The 19,212-nt window shown below is 66.5% G+C and carries 19 protein-coding genes; 12 read left to right on the top strand and 7 right to left on the bottom strand.

Going from position 1 to position 19,212, the window contains the following annotated elements; translation table 11 throughout:
• Position 1 precedes the first annotated feature (1 nt).
• On the bottom strand, positions 2 to 571 hold the full coding sequence (locus ArtHe_RS14235) for an NAD(P)H-dependent oxidoreductase (protein WP_248317548.1): 570 nt from the start codon (positions 569 to 571) through the stop codon (positions 2 to 4).
• A 62-nt stretch (positions 572 to 633) separates the two neighbouring features.
• Positions 634 to 1,215 carry a TetR/AcrR family transcriptional regulator gene (locus ArtHe_RS14230; protein ID WP_248317547.1) on the bottom strand — a complete coding sequence of 194 codons (582 nt, stop codon included), beginning with the start codon at positions 1,213 to 1,215 and terminating at the stop codon, positions 634 to 636.
• Positions 1,216 to 1,303: 88 nt separating this feature from the next.
• Here ArtHe_RS14230 and ArtHe_RS14225 point away from each other — a divergent pair, with 88 nt between their 5' ends.
• The gene (locus ArtHe_RS14225) at positions 1,304 to 2,461 is read left to right on the top strand and encodes an MFS transporter (RefSeq protein ID WP_248317546.1); all 1,158 of its coding nucleotides are present in this window, start codon (positions 1,304 to 1,306) and stop codon (positions 2,459 to 2,461) included.
• Positions 2,462 to 3,403, top strand: a complete 942-nt coding sequence (locus tag ArtHe_RS14220; protein ID WP_248317545.1) for a LysR family transcriptional regulator — start codon at positions 2,462 to 2,464, stop codon at positions 3,401 to 3,403.
• A gap of 3 nt (positions 3,404 to 3,406) precedes the next feature.
• Here ArtHe_RS14220 and ArtHe_RS14215 read toward each other — a convergent pair whose 3' ends face one another.
• The gene (locus ArtHe_RS14215; protein WP_248317544.1) at positions 3,407 to 4,765 is read right to left on the bottom strand and encodes an MFS transporter; all 1,359 of its coding nucleotides are present in this window, start codon (positions 4,763 to 4,765) and stop codon (positions 3,407 to 3,409) included.
• A complete protein-coding gene (locus ArtHe_RS14210) occupies positions 4,762 to 5,838 on the bottom strand; it encodes an MBL fold metallo-hydrolase (protein ID WP_248317543.1) in 1,077 nt (358 codons plus the stop codon). Before ArtHe_RS14210 ends, ArtHe_RS14215 begins: the two co-directional genes overlap by 4 nt.
• A 240-nt stretch (positions 5,839 to 6,078) precedes the next feature.
• Here ArtHe_RS14210 and ArtHe_RS14205 point away from each other — a divergent pair, with 240 nt between their 5' ends.
• Complete coding sequence (locus tag ArtHe_RS14205; RefSeq protein ID WP_248317542.1) at positions 6,079 to 7,305, top strand: MFS transporter; 1,227 nt, start codon at positions 6,079 to 6,081, stop codon at positions 7,303 to 7,305.
• A gap of 65 nt (positions 7,306 to 7,370) precedes the next feature.
• On the opposite strand, the gene ArtHe_RS14200 is transcribed toward ArtHe_RS14205, so the two are convergent.
• Positions 7,371 to 8,210: an SMP-30/gluconolactonase/LRE family protein gene (locus ArtHe_RS14200; protein WP_248317541.1), complete on the bottom strand. Its 840-nt coding sequence runs from the start codon at positions 8,208 to 8,210 to the stop codon at positions 7,371 to 7,373.
• Between the two features lie 161 nt (positions 8,211 to 8,371).
• Between ArtHe_RS14200 and ArtHe_RS14195 the strand changes: the two genes are divergently transcribed.
• Complete coding sequence (locus ArtHe_RS14195) at positions 8,372 to 8,842, top strand: nucleoside deaminase (RefSeq protein WP_066302135.1); 471 nt, start codon at positions 8,372 to 8,374, stop codon at positions 8,840 to 8,842.
• 79 nt (positions 8,843 to 8,921) lie between these two features.
• The gene (gene rlmN, locus ArtHe_RS14190) at positions 8,922 to 10,148 is read left to right on the top strand and encodes a 23S rRNA (adenine(2503)-C(2))-methyltransferase RlmN (protein WP_066302137.1); all 1,227 of its coding nucleotides are present in this window, start codon (positions 8,922 to 8,924) and stop codon (positions 10,146 to 10,148) included.
• Between the two features lie 72 nt (positions 10,149 to 10,220).
• On the opposite strand, the gene purB is transcribed toward rlmN, so the two are convergent.
• Complete coding sequence (gene purB, locus ArtHe_RS14185) at positions 10,221 to 11,645, bottom strand: adenylosuccinate lyase (RefSeq protein ID WP_248317540.1); 1,425 nt, start codon at positions 11,643 to 11,645, stop codon at positions 10,221 to 10,223.
• 189 nt (positions 11,646 to 11,834) lie between these two features.
• On the opposite strand from purB, the gene ArtHe_RS14180 reads away from it, so the two are divergent.
• Together ArtHe_RS14180 and ArtHe_RS14175 are read left to right on the top strand one after the other, a co-directional pair.
• A complete protein-coding gene (locus ArtHe_RS14180; protein WP_248317539.1) occupies positions 11,835 to 12,113 on the top strand; it encodes a hypothetical protein in 279 nt (92 codons plus the stop codon).
• 4 nt (positions 12,114 to 12,117) lie between these two features.
• Entirely contained in the window at positions 12,118 to 13,449 is a 1,332-nt protein-coding gene (locus ArtHe_RS14175; RefSeq protein WP_248317538.1) for an alpha/beta hydrolase, read from the top strand.
• Positions 13,450 to 13,468: 19 nt separating this feature from the next.
• Here the strand turns inward: ArtHe_RS14175 and ArtHe_RS14170 are convergent, their stop codons facing one another.
• Positions 13,469 to 13,867: a phage holin family protein gene (locus ArtHe_RS14170; RefSeq protein WP_248317537.1), complete on the bottom strand. Its 399-nt coding sequence runs from the start codon at positions 13,865 to 13,867 to the stop codon at positions 13,469 to 13,471.
• A 102-nt stretch (positions 13,868 to 13,969) separates the two neighbouring features.
• Between ArtHe_RS14170 and ArtHe_RS14165 the strand changes: the two genes are divergently transcribed.
• The 5 genes from ArtHe_RS14165 (at position 13,970) to ArtHe_RS14145 (ending at position 19,203) form a co-directional block, all read left to right on the top strand.
• Positions 13,970 to 15,109, top strand: a complete 1,140-nt coding sequence (locus tag ArtHe_RS14165; protein ID WP_248317536.1) for a histidinol-phosphate transaminase — start codon at positions 13,970 to 13,972, stop codon at positions 15,107 to 15,109.
• 202 nt (positions 15,110 to 15,311) lie between these two features.
• Positions 15,312 to 16,460 carry a pyruvate dehydrogenase (acetyl-transferring) E1 component subunit alpha gene (gene pdhA / locus ArtHe_RS14160; protein WP_248319814.1) on the top strand — a complete coding sequence of 383 codons (1,149 nt, stop codon included), beginning with the start codon at positions 15,312 to 15,314 and terminating at the stop codon, positions 16,458 to 16,460.
• A complete protein-coding gene (locus ArtHe_RS14155; protein WP_248317535.1) occupies positions 16,457 to 17,431 on the top strand; it encodes a transketolase C-terminal domain-containing protein in 975 nt (324 codons plus the stop codon). Before pdhA ends, ArtHe_RS14155 begins: the two co-directional genes overlap by 4 nt.
• A 62-nt stretch (positions 17,432 to 17,493) precedes the next feature.
• The gene (locus ArtHe_RS14150) at positions 17,494 to 18,966 is read left to right on the top strand and encodes a dihydrolipoamide acetyltransferase family protein (RefSeq protein ID WP_248317534.1); all 1,473 of its coding nucleotides are present in this window, start codon (positions 17,494 to 17,496) and stop codon (positions 18,964 to 18,966) included.
• A gap of 36 nt (positions 18,967 to 19,002) precedes the next feature.
• Complete coding sequence (locus ArtHe_RS14145) at positions 19,003 to 19,203, top strand: hypothetical protein (RefSeq protein ID WP_248317533.1); 201 nt, start codon at positions 19,003 to 19,005, stop codon at positions 19,201 to 19,203.
• The last annotated feature ends 9 nt before the right edge of the window (positions 19,204 to 19,212 follow it).

Below are 19,212 nucleotides of genomic sequence, written 5' to 3'. Positions count from 1 at the left end.
CTCACTGACCGTCGGTCAGGACCGCCAGGAAATCTTCGTCGACCCTGCGCAGCTGCGGAAGCACTGGACGCAGAGTCGCTTCCGGAGCGGTCAGCTGCCAGTCTCCGTCGACGTCGTCGTCGGTGATCACGGCCTCCACATGGCTTTCAAGCACGGCCATGTGGAGGCCGTGCAGGACAGTGATCAGCTGCTGGGCGCCCTTGTTTCCACCGCGGGTGCCGTAGGTGAAAACGCTTGCCGGCTTGTCCCGCCACTCCACGTATAAGTAGTCCAGGGCGTTCTTCAGCACGGCCGGGTAACCCCAGTTGTACTGCGGGAAGACAAACAGGAAACCGTCAAAGGATGTGGCCAGCCGGCTCCAGACCCGGGTGTGCTCGTGCTGATACTCCTGCAGCGCGGCTTTAAGCGGTTCATCGAGCAGCGGCAGGTTCACGTCCGCCAGGTCCAGCAGCTCGTACTGAAGCGGGCTGCCGGACTGCAGTTCGGCCTGCGCCCAGGCGGCCACCACCGGGCAGATCCGGGCGGGCCGCGTGCTGCCCACAACGACGGCGATTCGGCTGGGAACCTGCATGGAATACCTCCCGGAACGGCGGCCGGTTCCGGATCCAATTGTCCCTCACCAGGGCCGTGAAGCTAGGGGGTCTGGTGGGCCCCGGCCGCTGCCCGGGCCAATCGGCGGCCGGTTTCGACGGGGTCAGCCGGTGAACCCCGCAGGAAAGCGGCCAGCGTACCGGTGTACGCCAGCAGCACTTCATCTGCCAGGCTGTCCGCCAGCGGGCCGGCGATCGGTTCGGAAAGGTGCCGGAGCCGATCGGTCAGCAGGGTGGTGTCAGCGGCCAGCACCTCGCCGATTTCTCCGGCCGCATCGGGCAGCTCCGTGGCAGCGGCAAGGAAGGCACACCACCGGGCCGTCTGGGCGGGCCTTGCCCGGTAGGCTGCCAGGGCGTCGAACACAGCCAGCAGCCGGCCCGTGTCATCCCGGGCCGCAATGATGTGCTGGTCCCAGACCGCTCTCCACTCCGCCAGCCGCTGGCGCAGCGTCTCGGCAACCAGCCCGTCCTTGCTGCCGAACTGCGCGTACAGCGTCGCCGCGGAAACATCCGCCTGGCGCAGCAGCTCATCCACCGGCGTCGCCCGGATGCCCCGGTCAAACAACACCCGGTCGGCAGCCTGGAGCAGCCTGGTGCGGGCGGACGGTCGCTGGACGGTGGTCATCTTTCCACTGTAGCCACACCACGCATAGAACGATAGTTCTGGTGTAGCGTAACGAGCGTTCTTATTTTTGGTTCTGCGGAGGTGAAACATGCGGCCCCTGGTTATCAGCGGCATGGTTTTGATTGCGGCCACCTATGGGTTGGCACGGTTTGGTTTCGGCTTCTTCCTGCCGCGCTTTACCGAAGCCTTCCAGCTGGCGCCGTCCGTGTCCGGGGCGATCCAGGCCGGAAGCTTCCTGTCCTACTGCGTCACTGCCGCTGCTGCAGCGCGCCTGGGCGCCCGGCCGCGCCTCGTCGTCGCCTGCGCCGGTGCCACAGCGGCCCTCGGATCTGCGGGAGTTGCTGCCGCACCAAACGCCGGGGTCCTGGCCGCCGGCGTGGTGATTGCCGGGGCCGGAGCCGGTTTTGCGACCCCGGGACTCGTCAGGCTGATCGAGCGCAACATCACTGCCGCACGGCAGGAAAGCGCGCAGACAATCGTCAACGCCGGAACCGGAGCGGGAATCGTAGCAGCCGGCGTCCTGCTGGTCCTCACGGCGGGGCAGTGGCGGCTGGGCTGGGCCGGGATCGCCATCCTCTCCGCCCTTTCAGCCGCCGCCGTCCTCCGTTCCGACCGGTCTTCTCCCGGACCGGCCGCAGGAGAATCAGGGACAGGCGATTTGCCGCGGCTGCGGCTGGGCCTCCTGGCTGCGCTGGCCAAGCCGCTGGCCGCGGCCCTCCTGGCCGGTGCCTCCAGTGCCGCCGTCTGGACTTTTGGCCGCACCATCATCGCCGGTTCGGGCACCGGCACGCAGATGTACTCCGTCGCGGCGTGGATGGTTTTGGGAGCATTCGGCGTACTGGGCGCCTTCGCGGGCAAGCTGGTCCAGGCCGCCAGCCTGCGAACAGCCTGGACCGGGACGGTGCTGGCCATGGCCGCCGCGACCTTCCTCCTGGGCATGGCGCCGGGGGCTCCGGTGGCCGCTTATGCCGCAGCCGCACTCTTCGGCGGAGGCTACACCGCGATGAGCGGTGTCCTCATCGTCTGGGCGGTCCGCGCGGTCCCGGACCAGGCCTCCGCCGGCACGGTGGTCCTGTTCATCGCCCTCGCCGCCGGACAGGCAGCGGGCTCAGCGGTGCTGGGAGCCCTGTTCCGGGAGGATGCTCCGGCGCTGGCCTTCACCGCCGCCGCCGTCGTCGGCATCCTGGCCGTGCTGCCCGCTGTGTGGTCCCGGCAGAAGACACCGCGGCGCTTGTACGCTGGCTGAGTGGTTAAGTTCACCCTCAAACAGATCCAGTATTTCGTTGCCGTTGCCGATCACGGCTCAATTTCCGCCGCTGCAACGGCCAGCCACATCTCCCAGGCGGCGATGTCGCAGGCACTGTCGGATCTGGAGCGGGTTGTCGGAGCCCAGCTGGTGGTCCGGCACCGCTCCCGCGGGGTGGTGCTAACCGGTGTGGGGCAGCAGTTCCTGGCCGACGTCCGGGGCCTGGTCCGCCATGCCGGTGAAGTCCAGAACAGTATTATCGAGCGTCAGCAGGGCCTGGTGGGTCCGCTGGCGATCGGCTGCTACAGCACTCTGGCGGCCTTCTGGGTTCCTGTGATCAGTGAACGGTTCATCAAACCCAATCCCCGGCTGAACGTCACCATGGAGGAGGGCGAAGCTGTGCAGCTGCAGCACCGCATGCAGGAAGGATCCCTGGATGCAGTACTGACCCACACCCGCCACCTCCTGCCCGGGGTGCAGGCGCGCACAGTGAAGGTCGGCCGCCCCTATGTGCTCCTCGCGGCAGGCCACCCGCTCGCCTCACGGAAGAGTATCCGGCTGGCGGAACTTGCCACCGAGGATTTCGTCTCCCTGGACATTCCCTCGGTCCGGGATAACCAGCTGGTAAACCTCCGGCTGTCCGGGCTGGATCCGAAAATCGCCTGGCGGTCCTCCAGCTTTGAGGCCGTCCGCGGCATGGTGGCCCGAGGCCTCGGCTATACCGTGCTGGTGCAGCGGCCACCGGTGAACACCAGTTACGACGGCCTGCCCCTGGCAACCGTGGAGATCGACGGGCCGGTGGGTCACAGCGACATCTGCGTTGCCTATGCCAGCGTCACGCGGCCCAGCCTCCGGCTGCGGGCCTTCCTCGATTTCTGCTCGGAGACGGGCGCTGCCGGCGACAGTGCCGGCAGCCCCGTTGCCGGACAGGCAAGATCGTAAGGATTAAAGGTCCTCCGCAGTGAGGTCCTGGTCCTTGCCTTCCTTCACTCCAAGCAGGCACAGCCCGGCGAGGACGAACGCACCGCACCACGCAGTGGCCACCAGCCAGAGTTCGCCCCCGGCTGCCAGCACCAGGCCGGTGGCGATCATGGGCGTAAAGCCCGCTCCGAGCGTTGAGGAGAGCTGATACACCAGGGAAGCGCCGGTGTAGCGCACCCGGGTGGGGAACAGCTCGGCGGTAAACGCACCAAACGGACCGAAGATCGTCCCCTGAATAACGCCGTTGGCCAGGAACAATCCGACGGCGAACAGCCACAGCTCTCCGGCGTCCAGCATCCACATGATCGGGAAAGCCAGCAGTGCGCCGGCAGTGATGCCGATCAGCATCACCGGGCGGCGGCCGATCCGGTCGCAGTATCTGGCCGCGAACCAGATGGCTACGACTGTCAGCGCTGCGCCCACGGCCTTGATGTTGAGCACGCTGGTGCGGTCCATGCCTGCGGTCTCAACTACATAGGAGACCGCCCACACCGTCATCAGCCCCTGCACCGTATAGGAACTCATGCCGACCAGGGTGCCCATCATGACGTTCTTCGGGTACTTGGTCAGGACCTCGAGGATAGGGATTTTCTTCTCCTCGGCCTTGTCCTCGAGGGCCAGGAACAGCGGGGATTCGGCGACCTTCAGCCGGATGACCAGGCCTATGCCGATGAGCACCACGCTGAGCAGGAACGGGACCCGCCATCCCCAGGCCAGGAACTGCTCGTCCGGCAGGACTGACACGGCGGACACCGCGAGGGTAGCCATCACAGCTCCGGCGGGCCCGCCCATATTCGCGAAGCTGGCTGCGAAGCCGCGGCGTTCCTTGGGTGCATGTTCGAGGGCCATCAGCATGGCGCCGCCCCATTCACCGCCGACGGCGAGTCCCTGGATGACGCGCAGGCAGATCAAAGCCACCGGGGCAGCCATCCCGATGTGGGCGGTGGTGGGCAGCAGGCCAATCACGGTGGTGGCAATGCCCATAAGCAGCATGGAGGTGATCAGCACACCCTTGCGGCCGAGCCGGTCACCGAAATGCCCGAAGATAATGCCGCCCAGCGGGCGGGCAAGGTAGCCCACGGCCAGGGTCGCAAAGGATGCGAGGATGCCCACGGCCGGATCCAGGTCCACGAAGAAAACGCTGTTGAAGACCAGGGCTGCCGCCGTGGCATACAGGATGAAGTCATAGAACTCGATGGCGCTGCCGATGAAGCTTGAGGCCAGGATGCGCCGCATCTCCGGGGTGTTCAGACTGGGGATTTTCAGCTCATCTTCCGGCCGGCCCTTGGCTGAAGTTCCGGGCGCCGTTGTGTCCTGGGTCATCGGGTGGCCGCCGTTTCGGCGCCAGCGGCAGCGGACGTCCCTGTGGCCGCCGGGATGGGGAAAGAAAAGGGGATCACGTCCAGGTCATCCGGAACCAGAAAGGTGCCCCTGAAGCTGCTGCCATGCGACCGCCAGACTTCGTCCGGTGTGGTCCCCGGCACCAGGTGGTGCAGCGCCAAGGTGCGGGCACCGGCGCGGTGGCCTATCTCCACTGCCTGCGCTGGCGATGTGTGGGACTTGCGGTGATGGTCGATCGAGGCCTGGGCCTCCTCGGACCCGGCGTCCCCGTAGGCTCGCTGCACCCAGTCGAAGTCGATCGCCTCGTGCAGCAGCAGCTCGGTTCCCTGGGCAAGCCGGACCAGGTTTTCGCAGGGCGCCGTGTCTCCGGAGATGGTCACGGATCCCTCCGTCGTCTCGAAGCGGAAAGCGAAGGCCGGTGCGATCGGCGGATGCTGCACCAGGGTGGCGGTCACTGTGACCAGATCATCGCGGTAGATTTCGAACGGCTCCATCTGCGCCGGTGTCGGGTTTTCGTTGGGGTGGTACCCCGCCTCGGCAGGAATCACGATGTCCCCGGCGGTGAAATGGTCCAGCGGTGACGGACGCAGGGCATCAATCACCCTGTCATTAAGATCCGTGGCGTATGCCTGCATGAGGTGGTGGAACATCTGCTTGGTACCCGGCGTCGGCAGGCCTGGAAAAACCGGCGACGGCGGCACCGCGGCCCGCGGCGACACGGGGGGAAGCGCCCCCCGGTTGCCCGGGCCCAGGATTCTGATCGGCTGCTGGTCCTTCGCGAGCGTGAAGAGGCCAAAGACCGCCAGTCCGGCCAGATCAATGGTGTGGTCGGAGTGCAGGTGGGTCAGGAAAATGCCGCGGAGCGAGGAAATGGGCAGCCCGGCTCTGGCAAGCTGGCGTCCCACGCCGGTGCCGGCATCGACCAGGTACACGGCCTCACCAACAACTACGGCGGTGGCGATGCCGCTGCGGCGCCCGGCATTCTCGCCTGTCCACCAGCGCGGGCCGCCGGCGGTCCCCAGTGTGACCACGTGCGGATTGAGGGACGTAGACATGATTTCAACTCCTGAGAGGGCCAATCCGCAGGAAAGGCCGCGGAACCTCCCTCCATGATGGAGATCACACTAACCACTGTAAAACTGTAATATCCGTCCAAGTTCATCGGTTTTGCTTATATGGCCTTCGTTCAACCGGAACGACTCCCGGCCCCCTCCGTTTTGTCCGCCGGACCGTGTCCCCCTACCGTGGTTCCGTAGGTGCGCGCCGTCGTCCTGCGGAAAGGACACCGGATCCACATGGGGAACAGTACTGCCGTGGTCGCGGCGCCGGACCGGACGAAGGCACCGGATGCACCAGCCGGAAAGGCCGGGCTGGTTCTGCTGGCTGTCTGCATTGTGCTGATCGGCTTGAATCTCCGCACGGTCTTCTCCAGCTTCTCCGCGATCCTGCCGGAGATCACCGCGGCATCAGGGATTCCTGCCAGCCTGGTGACGGTCCTGACCACCGGCCCTGTGCTGTTGCTTGGGCTTTCGGCCCCGGCCGCACCGCCGCTGGCCCGCCGGTTCGGCACCGAACGGACGATCCTGGCAGCGATGCTGCTGCTGACCGCGGGTTTGGCTGTGCGCGGAGCCGGAGATTTCGCGGCGATGACCGCCGGAACCATCGCGGCGGGAGCGGGGATCGGCGTCGTTAATGTCCTGCTGCCCACCCTCGTGAAGCGCGACTTCCAGCACCGGCTGGGCCTGATGAGCGGCCTGTACACCGGTGCCATCTGCGCCGCTGCCGCACTCGGCGCCGGGCTGACGCACCCGCTGCTGGAGGCCACCGGCTCCTGGGAGGCAGCCCTGGGATTCTGGGCGCTGCCCGCCGCCGTCGTCGTCCTGCTGTTCGCCCCGCTGGCCCTGCGGCGCCGCCCCAGCCGCAGTGACCGGCAGGCAGCCGCCGGTCCGCCGGTCTGGCGCTCGCCGCTGGCCTGGCAGATCACCGGCTTTATGGCCCTGCAGGCCATGATGTCCTTCAGTGTTTTCGCCTGGCTGGCACCGATCCTGCGTGACCGGGGGATCGACGGCGGCACTGCGGGTTACATTGTGGCCGGCTCGATCGTGGTGCAGGTCCTGGGGTCCTTCCTCGCTCCGCCGCTGGCCGCGCGGCTGCGCGGCCAGAGCTGGCTGAACGCCGTGATCGCCCTGCTCACCGGCACCGGATTCGCCCTGGTGATCCTCGGCCCGCTGGAGCTGGTGTGGCTCTGGGCGGTCCTGCTCGGTGTTGGGCAGGGCAGTCTGACCGCGCTCGCACTGACCATGATTGTGCTGCGCACGCGTGACGCAGGAACCGCGGCACGGGTATCGGGCATGATGCAGTGCGTGGGTTACGGCGTGGGATCTTCCGGCACCCTGCTGGTGGGTGTCCTGCACACCGCCACCGGATCCTTCACCCCGGCCGCGCTCATGTTCCTGCTCATCGGCGCCGCTGCTGCCGTGATGGGCAGCCTGTCCGGACGCCGCCGCTTTGTGGGCGGGTAGGTCTTTGTGGGTAGGTAGTTTCGTGGGCGGATAACCCGTTCCGCGTCCGGGGGAGTCCCGGGCCGTTAGCGCCCCAGACCGGCAGCCACGCGTGAGAACGGCGCCGCGATGGTGCAGCCGTCGAACTGGCCGGGGGCGGAAAGGCCTGTTGCTGCGCTGGTGACGATAACCCGCGGGTCCGGTCCATCCGTCAGGAGGACGCTGGTTGGCTGTACCACCGGCAGGGGCAGCGAAGCCAGAATAGAGGCATCGGCGGCATAGACGTCCAGGCGGGCTGCGCCCCAAACCGCATTCCAGATCCGGCCCAGTCCGTCAACATGCATACCGTCGGGGGATCCACCCGTTGTCTGCGCGAAGGGCACTGCGTCCGCGGGATCCGACAGCGTGGAGCGCAGGATCCGGCCCGCTGCCGAATCGGCGATGAGCATACCCTGCCCATCCGGCAGGAAAACCGGACCGTTGGGGATATCGATGCCGGCCAGCATTTTCACCGCACCGCCGCCTGCTGGATCCCAGCGCCAGAGCGCGCCGTCCGGTTCGGATCCGGTGTGCACCATCGTGCCGAACCAAAAAGAACCGTCAGGGGCCAGCGCGCCGTCGTTCACTCGGTAGCGGGCCGGATCGAGTCCGGTGTCTGCCAGCGGAACGTCCGTGCCGTCGTCCAGAAGCTCAACGACGCCGGTTCCGGCAGCAGCAATAAGGCGGCCGGTGCCGTCCTCCTCGGCCAGACCGAGGGGCTTACCGAGCCTGTGGGTGCGGCGGGGGGACGCCGGGCTGCCGGGCGTCCAGGCGAACATTTCCCCCTTCAGCAGGTCAACCCACCGGATCCCGTCCGGGGCGCGGCGCAGTCCTTCACCCAGCTCGTGGCGGTGGGAGCTGATCCGGGTCCATGCCTCTGTGCTCATGCGGTGCCTTCCTGCGGTAGCCACTAAGGCTAGTCGGTCCCCGCTATGCGGCAGCGGATGTTAGTCTCATCACTGCGAAGGCGGGCACGATCGTTGCTATCAACCTGGCATTTTCCCGTGGCGGAAAGACCGCCGGGATTCTGATCGAGGGGGAAGTTCCCATGACCACAGATGCCGCTTACCTGGAACGGGCCATTGAACTGGCCACCAGCAACGTCGCCGGCAACGGCGGACCGTTCGGAGCGGTGATCGTCGCCGCGGACGGGCAGGCCTTTGACGGGGTTAACCGCGTCACCGCCAACAACGATCCGACAGCGCACGCCGAAGTCACCGCGATCCGCAACGCCTGCGCCGCCCTGGAAACGTTCGATCTCTCCGGGGCCGTGCTGTACACCAGCTGCGAACCCTGCCCCATGTGCCTGGCCTCGGCACTGTGGGCTCGCGTGGACCGGGTGGTGTTCGCTGCGGACCGGCACGACGCCGCCAGGGCCGGGTTCGACGACGCCGTCTTCTACGAGTACTTCGAAACCCCGCTGGAGGAGCGTTCCATGCCGGTGACCCAGATTCCCGGGCAGACCCGCAACGATCCTTTCGACGCCTGGAACGCTGCCGCTGACCGGACCGAGTATTAAACCCGGCGCGGTTTTCCGCTAGGCGAGAACCGGTTGCGGTAAAAAACAGCCCCGGCGGATGCATGTCAAAATGGAAGGGATGACTTCCCCTAACATTCCCCCAGCTGCCCTGAGCGTGCCCGGCAACAAGCCGCAGGTGCGCCCCGCAACCGAAGGCTGGGAGCAGGCCAAGGAGCCCGACGGCCGCCCCCTGCTGCAGTTCAAGTCGCCGCGTGTGTCCCAGCCGCCGGAACACCTGGCGGACCTGACGCTTGCCCAGCGCCAGGAGAAGCTGAAGTCCCTGGGGCTGCCCGCGTTCCGGGCCAAGCAGCTCTCGGTGCATTACTTCCAGCACTACACCACCGATCCGGAGAAGATGAGCGACCTCCCGAAGGAGCGCCGCGACGAGCTGGTGAAGGAAATGTTCCCGACCCTGCTCACCGAGGTGAAGCGGCTGACCACGGACAAGGGCGACACCATCAAGTTCCTCTGGCGCCTGTTCGACGGCTCGCTCGTCGAGTCGGTGCTGATGCGCTACCCGGGCCGCATCACCCTGTGCGTCTCCAGTCAGTGCGGCTGCGGCATGAACTGCCCGTTCTGCGCCACCGGCCAGGCCGGGCTGACCCGCAACATGTCCGCCGCGGAGATCCTGGACCAGATTGTCCAGGCCAACAGGGTCATCGCCGAGGGCGGACTGGGCGGCAAGCGCCGCGACGGCGGGCACGACGCCGAGCGCGTCACCAACATCGTCTTTATGGGCATGGGTGAACCGCTGGCGAACTACAAGCGGGTGATGAACGCCGTCCACCGGATGGCTGCGGAAGCTCCCGAAGGTCTGGGCATGAGCGCCCGGAACATCACCGTCTCCACCGTGGGCCTGGTGCCGGCGATCAAGAAACTCGCCGAGGAGAACATCCCGGTCACCTTCGCGCTGAGCCTGCACGCTCCGGATGATGAACTGCGTGATGAACTGATCCCGGTCAACAGCCGCTGGAAAGTGGACGAGGCCCTCGACGCCGCGTACAACTACTACCGGGTCACCGGACGCCGTGTCTCGATCGAGTACGCCCTGATCAAGGACATGAACGACCACGCGTGGCGTGCCGATCTGCTGGCCAAGAAGCTGAACTCCCGCGGCCGCGGCTGGGTCCACGTGAACCCGATTCCGCTGAACCCCACTCCGGGCTCCATCTGGACCTCCCCGGAGCCGGAGGTGATCCAGGAGTTCATTGACCACCTGCTCGACGCCGGGATTCCCACCACAGTCCGCGATACCCGCGGCAAGGAGATCGACGGCGCCTGCGGCCAGCTGGCAGCGGCGGACTAACGCCTGGCTTAAACGAACGACGGCGGGAGGCCGGGTGATAAACCCGGCGCCCCGCCGTCGTTCGTTAAAGCCTTACTTCTTCAGGTGATCCACCAGCGCATCGGCGATACCCGTGTAACTGGCCGGCGTCAGTGCAAGCAGGCGCGCTTCGGCGTCGGCGGGCAGGCCCAGTCCGGAGACGAATTCCTTCATGCGCTCGGCGTCCACGCGGTTGCCGCGGGTGAGGTCCTTGAGCCGTTCGTAGGGGTTTTCCATGCCCGGGGCACCGGCAATGGCCTCGGCGCGCATCACCATCTGGATGGCTTCGCCGAGCACCTCCCAGTTGGTGTCCAGGTCCGCAGCCAGGACGTCCCCGGCGACGTTCAGGCGCTCCAGGCCCTTGGCTACGTTGGAGATCGCCAGCAGTGAGTGGCCGAAGGCGACGCCGATGTTCCGCTGCGAGGAGGAGTCGGTGAGGTCGCGCTGCCAGCGGGAGGTGACCAGGGTGGATGCCAGGGTGTCCAGCAGGCCGTTGGAGATCTCCAGGTTGGCTTCGGCGTTTTCGAAGCGGATCGGGTTGACCTTGTGCGGCATGGTGGAAGAGCCGGTGGCGCCGGCGACGGGAACCTGGGCGAAGTAGCCAATGGAGATGTAGCTCCAGACATCGGTGCAGAAGTTGTGCAGGATGCGGTTGAAGCGGGCCATGTCAGCGTAGAGCTCGGCCTGCCAGTCGTGGGATTCGATCTGTGTGGTGAGCGGGTTCCAGGTCAGGCCGAGGCCTTCGATGAAGGTTTTTGCGACCTGCTGCCAGTCGGCACCGGGAACGGAGGCGTAGTGAGCGGCGTAGGTGCCCGTGGCGCCGTTGATCTTGCCGAGGAACTCGGTGGCGGCGACGCGGTCCAGCTGGCGGGTCAGGCGGTGGACCGTCACGGCCAGTTCCTTGCCCAGGGTGGTGGGGGTGGCGGGCTGGCCGTGGGTGCGGGAGAGCATCGGCACCGAACGGGTGTCCTCCGCCATGGCGGCGATCTGCGCGACCATCTTCCGGGCCGCGGGCAGCCAGACGTTCTCCACGGCACCCTTGATGCCCAGGGCGTAGGAGAGGTTGTTGATGTCCTCGGATGTGCAGCCGAAGTGCACCAGGGGTGTGAGGTCCTCGATCCCGATGGCGGCCAGCCGGCGGCCGATGAAGTACTCAACTGCCTTCACATCGTGGACGGTTACCTGCTCGATCTCCGCCAGCTCATTCACGGAGTTTCCGTCGAAGCCGGAGACGATGTCCCGGAGTGCGGCCTGCTGTTCCGCTGAGAGCGGCGAGGTGCCCGGAAGGACGGAGTTCGAGGTCAGGTGGATCAGCCACTCGACCTCCACATGGGTGCGGTCCCGGTTCAGGGCTGCTTCGGAGAGGAAGTCCACCAGCGGGGCGGTTGCGGAACGGTAGCGCCCGTCCAGCGGGCCCAGCGCAATCGCTGGAGTCACGGAGGCAAGGGGGACGCGGGGTGCGGGAGCAGAATCGGCCATGGAGCAATTCTTTCACGTCCTTCCGCAGCGCCCGGCTCTGTGACATCTCCGGCACTGGTCCTGCACAGCTGGAGCGGGATGCCGGGATATCCCCAGCGGACCGCTGGAAGGCGGCGGAGCCGGAACCCGGACCGTAGATTGGCGCCAGTTAGTCCACGGTCAGCGGAACGGGAAAGGCGGAACAACCAGGTGACACTGCCAACCGGGGAGGCCCACGTCCAGGGAAAGGCGGAGAACGCCAGGCGGACGGCGCAGGTGCTGGAGCTTTACGCGGGCGACCTCCGCCGGCTTCAGAGTGAATTCGCGCAGTTCGAGCACCAGAGCTGGCGGTCGCCTTCCAGCCGGCTCTTCCTGGAACGGGTGCGGAACATGGTCCACGACCTGTCAGCGTGCGGCGAGGCGCTGACGCTGGCGGCAAAGGCGCGCCGGCAGGTTGCCGATACTCCCCAGGACAGGGCTTGGGGATAGGGATATGGCGGAGATCCCGGCCCCGGGTTCCGGCTATACGGTCACCGGTGGAAAGGGCAGCATCCTCGTGGAGTATGCGGACCTTGAAGATCACGGCGCCCGGCTTGACCGGGCAGCTGAGCAACTGGCAAGCATCCGGGACAACCTGCAGCGGATTTGGTCGGACGAGGCCGATTTGGCGTATCTGCAGCCGCCCGCTGCCGCCGCGGCCGCGGTGGAGGAACTGGCCCGGGCGGTGCCGCATCTTCTCCGGTGCCTGGAGGCTGCCAGGGACAGCGCCGCGGATCTGCGGACTGCGGCCGAAAGGTACCGCGGTGCCGAGGGCCGGTCGGAGCGCATGGGCGGGGCATCCGGCCTGATTCCGACCCTCGCCCTGCTGTTTACCGGCCGCGGAGCCGGGGGCTTTCCGGAGCGGGCGGTGGTGGAGCGCCTCCCGCTGCGGTTCATCGATGCGGGGATCCTGAAGCTTGCTGTGGGCGCCGCCTCACCGGGAAGCCACGGGCTCCGCCCCATCACGGTGGAAAAGTCCCCGCAGCCAGGAGCCAGGGTTCCGGTGGACGGCAGTGCGGCAGGCCTCCTGAACCGCAGCGCCGTGCTCCTGGAGGAGAACGATCCGGGCGTTATTGAGGTCCTGCGCATTGACCGCAGCGGCGGCCCGGTATTTGTGGTCACCCTGCCCGGGACGCAGCCCGGCGGACGCACGGCCGGAGCCAACCCCTTCGACAATTTCGGCAATGCTGAAGGCCGGGCCCATCAAAGCAGATACATCGCGGCAGCCGTGGCAGAAGCACTGCGGCAGGCGCAGGCCGGGGCAGGGGACGCCGTCATCCTGGTTGGCTACAGCCAGGGCGGAATCCATGCAGCAAATGCGGCAGGGCAGCTGGAAACCGAGCTGGGAGTCGAAGTCCGCTACGTCCTGACCGCCGGCGCCCCGGCGGGAGACGCCGAGATACCGTCCCGCACGCAGGTACTGCACCTGGAACACCAGCAGGATTGGGTCGCCGGGGTGGACGGCACCTCCAACCCGGATACCCCAACCCGCACGACGATGACCCTCACCGACCCCGTACCGGGTACCCCGGGCGAGACCGGCGGGCTGGGACCGGCCCACAAGCTGCCGGTCTATCTCAACGGAGCGGCTTCCGCCGATGCCAGCTCTGACCCGTCTCTGCGGGCATCGCTGGAAGGGGTGAGCGCTGTGGTGGGAGCCGGGAGCATCGCAACCCGGGAGCTGTACCGGTTCACCCGGACACCAACCCGGCCCACGGTGAAGCCGGTCCCCCGCGGGCTGCCGCCCCTGCCGCGTCCGCCGGGCCCGCAGCGGCTGCAACAGTAAAAGCGGGTGATTCCCGGAATTATCTCCGGGCGCCCGTCAGGGAACCCGCAACCATCGAAATGACGCTGATGATGATCGAGCCCAGGATGGCGGTCCAGAAGAAGGAATCCACCTCAAAGTGGACCGGCGTGAAACTGGTCAGCCACGCGGTGAGCATCAGCATGGCTGCATTGATGATGATCGTGAACAGGCCCAGCGTCAGAATGGTCAACGGCAGTGCCAGCAAGCGGACGATCGGGCGGACAAAAGCATTGACCACGCCGAAGATCAGGCCGATAAAGAGATACGCCAGCACCAGGTCCAGAGTGGAGTTACCGGTCGCGGAGGCCCCTTCTTCACCCAGCGTGATCCCGGGGAGGATCCAGCTGGCCGCCCAGAGGGCCAGGGCATTGATGATGATACGAAGCAGCAGGCGCATGGCCCAATGCTGGCACAGGGATGCCCGGTTCCCAAGACACTGCCGTTCGCAGCTGTGGACTATGTCACACGGGGGTGCCGGAATCAGGCTTAGTGTTAAGCCATGACCACTACCGAGAATGACATCAACGCTGCTGGAATTCCGGCGCCTGGAATCCGTCCGCGTCCGTTTGTCGACCGGCTGCCGCGATATGCCGCCGGCAAGCCGCCGGTCGCGATTGAAGGGCTGCAGAGCTACAAGCTTTCGTCCAACGAAAACCCGTTCCCGCCGCTCCCGTCCGTGCTGGAGGCCATCAGTGCGCATCCGAACGTGAACCGCTACCCGGATCCGCTGTCCACGGCACTCCGGATGGAACTTGCTGCGTTCCTGGATGTTCCTGCCGAGGACATCGTGACCGGCGGCGGAAGCCTCGGCGCCCTCAACCAGCTGCTCGCCACTTTCGCGGGACAGAATGAGGACGGCGTTGCTGATGAAGTGATCTACCCGTGGCGCTCCTTCGAGGCGTATCCCATCAGCGTCGGACTCGCCGGCGCCCGCGACGTCCAGGTCCCCCTCCTGGCAGACGGCCGCCACGACCTCGACGCGATGGCCGCCGCCGTCACTGACCGCACCAAGATGGTGCTCCTCTGCACACCGAACAACCCCACCGGCCCGGTCCTGGCCAGGGACGAGGTGGAGGCCTTCCTCACCAAGGTTCCGGAAGACGTGATCGTGGTGATCGATGAGGCCTACGAAGACTTCGTCCGGGACACCGACGCCGTGGACGGCGTCGATGTATACCGCCGCCACCCGAACGTAGTGGTCCTGCGGACGTTCTCCAAGGGTGCAGGGCTTGCCGGGCTCCGGGTTGGCTACTCGATCTCACACCCGCACCTGACCCAGTACCTGCGGGTCGCGGCTGTGCCGTTTGCTGTTTCGCAGATCGCCGAACAAGCCGCAATCGCTTCCCTGCGCCATCACGGTGAAATTGTCGAAAGAATACAAGAACTGGTGGCTGAGCGGACACGCGTCGTGGCCGGTCTCAAGGACCTCGGCTGGGAAATCCCACAGGCTGAAGGCAACTTCGTCTGGCTCAACCTGGGGGAGAATACCCCCGAGTTCGCGGCGCTGGCGGAGCAGCAGGCCCTCTCGGTGCGTGCATTCGGCAGCGAGGGTATCCGGGTCTCGATCGGAGAAGCCGAAGCGAACACCCGTTTCCTCGCTCTATGTGCGACCTATACAAAAGGTCCCCGGCTTTCCTAGCGTGTCTTAAGTGCTTTTGTGATCCCTGCCCTCGTTAGGCTGTGTGGAGTAACTTCCACGTATATGTCTTGTCAGGTACTTATTCCTGCGCAGGCATATTTCTAGCGGGGCAGGGTCGCAAACCCGCCCGGCGAGGAGAGGTATGGCCTTGGAGCAACTGCCCGCCAGCGAATTCGATTCGGCGGAGCTGGACGATTCCCTCATGCGCGCTGCCGGCAGCCCGCCGGACGGAATGGTCCAGCTGCTGTCACCGGACGGCGTGCGTACCGGCCATGAGCTCTACGGACGGTACGCCGAAGACATCGACGGCGAGGCGCTGCGTTCCTTCTACCGGGACATGTTCCTGATCCGCCGCTTTGACACTGAGGCCACTGCGCTCCAGCGCCAGGGCGAACTGGTGATGTGGGTTCCTCTGACCGGCCAGGAAGGCGCACAGATCGGCTCCGGCCGCGCTCTGGCAGCGCAGGACTACGTGTTCCCGACCTACCGGGAACACGGAGTCGCCCTGACCCGCGGCCTTGAGCTTTCCCACCTCCTGAGGCGGTTCCGCGGCATCTCCCATGGCGGATGGGATCCGCGGGAAGCCAATTTCCACCTCTACACCCTGGTGCTCGCGGCTCAGGTGCCGCACGCCGTCGGCTACGCCATGGGCATGGCACGGGACCAGAAACTGGATCCGTCGCAGCCCGCCGGAGCAACCGTTGCCTACTTCGGCGACGGTGCCAGTTCCGAGGGAGACGTCCACGAGTCGATGGTCTTCGCCGCGTCCTACGACGCCCCGGTGGTCTTCTTCTGCCAGAACAACCACTGGGCCATCTCGGTGCCGACCGAGGTCCAGTCCCGCATCCCGCTGGCCAACCGGGCCCAGGGATACGGGTTCCCGGGTATCCGGGTGGACGGCAACGACGTCCTGGCCGTGCACGCCGTTACCAGGTGGGCGCTCGAACACGCACGCGCCGGCAAGGGCCCGGTGCTGATCGAGGCCTTTACCTACCGCATGAGCGCGCACACCACCGCAGACGACCCCACCAAATACCGGGTCTCGGCCGACGAGGAAGCGTGGATCGGGCGCGATCCGCTGAGCCGGCTGGAAAAGCACCTGCGTGCCAGCGGAGCCGCAGACGAGGCATTCTTCGCTTCCCTGGCTGCCGAGGGCGACGAACTGGCAGCCAAGCTGAGGGCCGATGTGCAGGCCATGGAACCGCCGGCGTTTGAGGAGTCCTTTGCAGGTGTCTACGCGGAACCCCATGCGCTGATCAACGAGGAACGGGCCTTCCACAGGTCCTACGAAGCCGGCTTTGCCGATACGGAACACATCACGGAAGACAACGCGAAGGAGGCCGGCGCATGAGCACCATGACCATGGCCAAGGCCATTAACGCGGGTCTGCGGGCGGGCCTGGCCAACAACCCCAAGGCACTGCTGATGGGTGAGGATATTGGCTCCCTCGGCGGGGTCTACCGGGTAACCGAGGGACTCAAGGCGGAATTCGGCGCTGACCGGGTGGTGGACACCCCGCTGGCGGAATCCGGCATCATCGGCACGGCGATCGGCTTGGCACTGCGCGGCTACCGCCCGGTCTGCGAAATCCAGTTCGACGGATTCGTGTTCCCCGGGTTCAACCAGATCACCACCCAGCTGGCCAAGATGTATTCCCGCAGCGACGGCGCGCTCAGCGCTCCCGTCGTCATCCGCATCCCGTACGGAGGCGGAATCGGCTCGATCGAGCACCACTCCGAGTCGCCCGAAGCCCTGTTCGCGCACACGGCCGGGCTGCGCATCCTCACGCCCTCCAGCCCCCAGGACGGCTACTGGATGATCCAGCAGGCCATGCAGGGCAAGGACCCGGTCATCGTCTTTGAACCCAAGCGCCGCTACTGGCTCAAGGGTGAAGTGGACACCACTGCGCCGTCGGGCGACCCGTACACGGCCCAGGTTCTGCGGGAGGGGACGGACGCCACCATCGTCGCCTATGGACCCCTGGTGCCGGTGGCCCTGGCGGCCGCGAACGCTGCCGAGGAAGACGGACGCAGCATCGAAGTCATCGATCTGCGCTCCATCTCGCCGATCGACTTCGACACCGTCACGGAATCCGTGCGCCGCACCGGGCGGCTTATCGTGACGCACGAAGCCCCGACTTTCGGCGGGATCGGCGGAGAAATCGCGGCACGCATCACGGAGCGGGCCTTCCTGCACCTGGAAGCCCCGGTCATCCGCGTGGGCGGCTTCCACATGCCCTATCCGGTGGCCGCCGTCGAGGAGCACTACCTGCCGAACATCGACCGGCTGATGGACGCCCTCGACACCGCGTTCTCCTACTAGCCAGCCGGCCCCTGACATCCTCCATCCCGCCGGTGCGCCGGCCAACGCCAGATCGAGATTCCATGACTGAGAAAACGTTCAACCTGCCCGACGTCGGTGAGGGACTCACCGAAGCCGAGATCGTCCAGTGGAAGGTCAAGGAAGGCGACACTGTCGCGATCAATGACGTGATCGTGGAAATCGAGACGGCTAAGTCCCTGGTGGAACTGCCGTCCCCGTTCGCCGGGACTGTCACCGGCCTCCTCGTGCAGGAGGGACAGACCGTGGACGTCGGCACCCCCATTTTCCAGGTCTCCTCCGGCGCGCCGGCAGAGTCAGCGGCCAAGCCACCGGCTCCCGCAGCGCCGGCGGCCGCTCCGGCAGGTAATGACAGTCCGCCGTCGTCCTCGCTCACCGGCAGCGGCCCCAAGGCAGACGCCGTCACACGCCGTCCCCGGCGTGCGGGCGTCCCGACGCCGGCCCAGGACGCACAGGTAGCCACGCAGGCGGCCCCTGAGACCGCGCCGGCGTCCCCGGAGCCGGCATCCCCGGCGGTCCCCGCCGGCACTGCTGCCTCTCCGGCGCCCGAAACCCAGCAGCCGGCCCGCCAGGATCCGCGGACCCAGGCCGTCGCCACAGCCGGAGCAGCCGTCCAGGACCGCCTCAATCAGCTGCTCCAGCGCGTCCTCGCGAAGCCTCCGGTCCGCAAGGCGGCGAAGGACCTCGGCATCAACCTGGCAGACGTTCCGGCCACCGGAGCCGGGGGAGAGGTCACCAAGCAGGACCTGATCAGCTACCAGGCCCAGCGCGAGTCGGAGCAGGACTCGGCAGACACCTTCTGGTCGCCCGCCACGAAACCGCAGGAGCGCAGGATCGAGCGCATCCCGGTCAAGGGCGTCCGCAAGGCCACGGCGAAAGCAATGGTAGACAGCGCCTTCACCGCCCCGCATGTGAGCATCTTCGTGGACGTGGATGCCTCCCGGACCATGGAGTTCGTCAAACGGCTGAAGGCCTCGCGGGACTTTGAGGGCATCAAGGTATCCCCGCTGCTGATCCTGGCCAAGGCCGTAATCTGGGCCGCGGCCCGCAACCCCTCCGTCAACGCTACGTGGGCGGAGGACGAGATCCATGTAAAGCACTTCATGAACCTCGGCATTGCGGCGGCTACCCCGCGGGGCCTGATGGTCCCGAACATCAAGGACGCCCAGGATCTCTCGCTGAAGGAACTGGCCATCGCGCTGAACAACCTCGCAACCACGGCCCGGGCGGGCAAAACTCCGCCGGCCGACATGCGCGGTGGAACGCTGACGATCACCAACATCGGCGCCCTGGGCATCGACACCGGTACTCCGATCATCAACCCCGGAGAGGTCGCGATCGTCGCCTTCGGCACCATCAAGCAGAAGCCCTGGGTGCTCGACGGCGAGGTCATCCCGCGCTGGATCACCACCCTGGGCGGTTCATTCGACCACCGGGTAGTGGACGGGGACCTGTCCGCCCGCTTTATGGCCGACGTCGCTGCCATCCTGGAGGAACCGGCCCTGCTGCTGGACTAGGCTCGAGGGCAAGGCAACGATCGGAGCAGTATGGCAATGAACCCCGGACCCGGCGGCAGCGGCGGCGGACCCAAAATTGACTGGAAGCGGACGCTGTGGATCCTCGTGGGTGCCTTCATCGTCTCCAGCCTGCTGATTATCCTCTTCCCGGGCCTTGGCACGCTCTGGCGACTGGCCATCATGGCTCTGCTTTTTGTGATCGTGGTGCCCATGGTGGACAAGCGGCGACGGAAATAGCAGGCCGGC

The organism is Arthrobacter sp. Helios (assembly GCF_023167125.1).
In the GTDB taxonomy this organism is placed as follows: domain Bacteria; phylum Actinomycetota; class Actinomycetes; order Actinomycetales; family Micrococcaceae; genus Arthrobacter_B; species Arthrobacter_B luteolus.
Note: the sequence above shows the minus strand (reverse complement) of the source record. Positions and strands in the feature narration are given on the sequence as shown.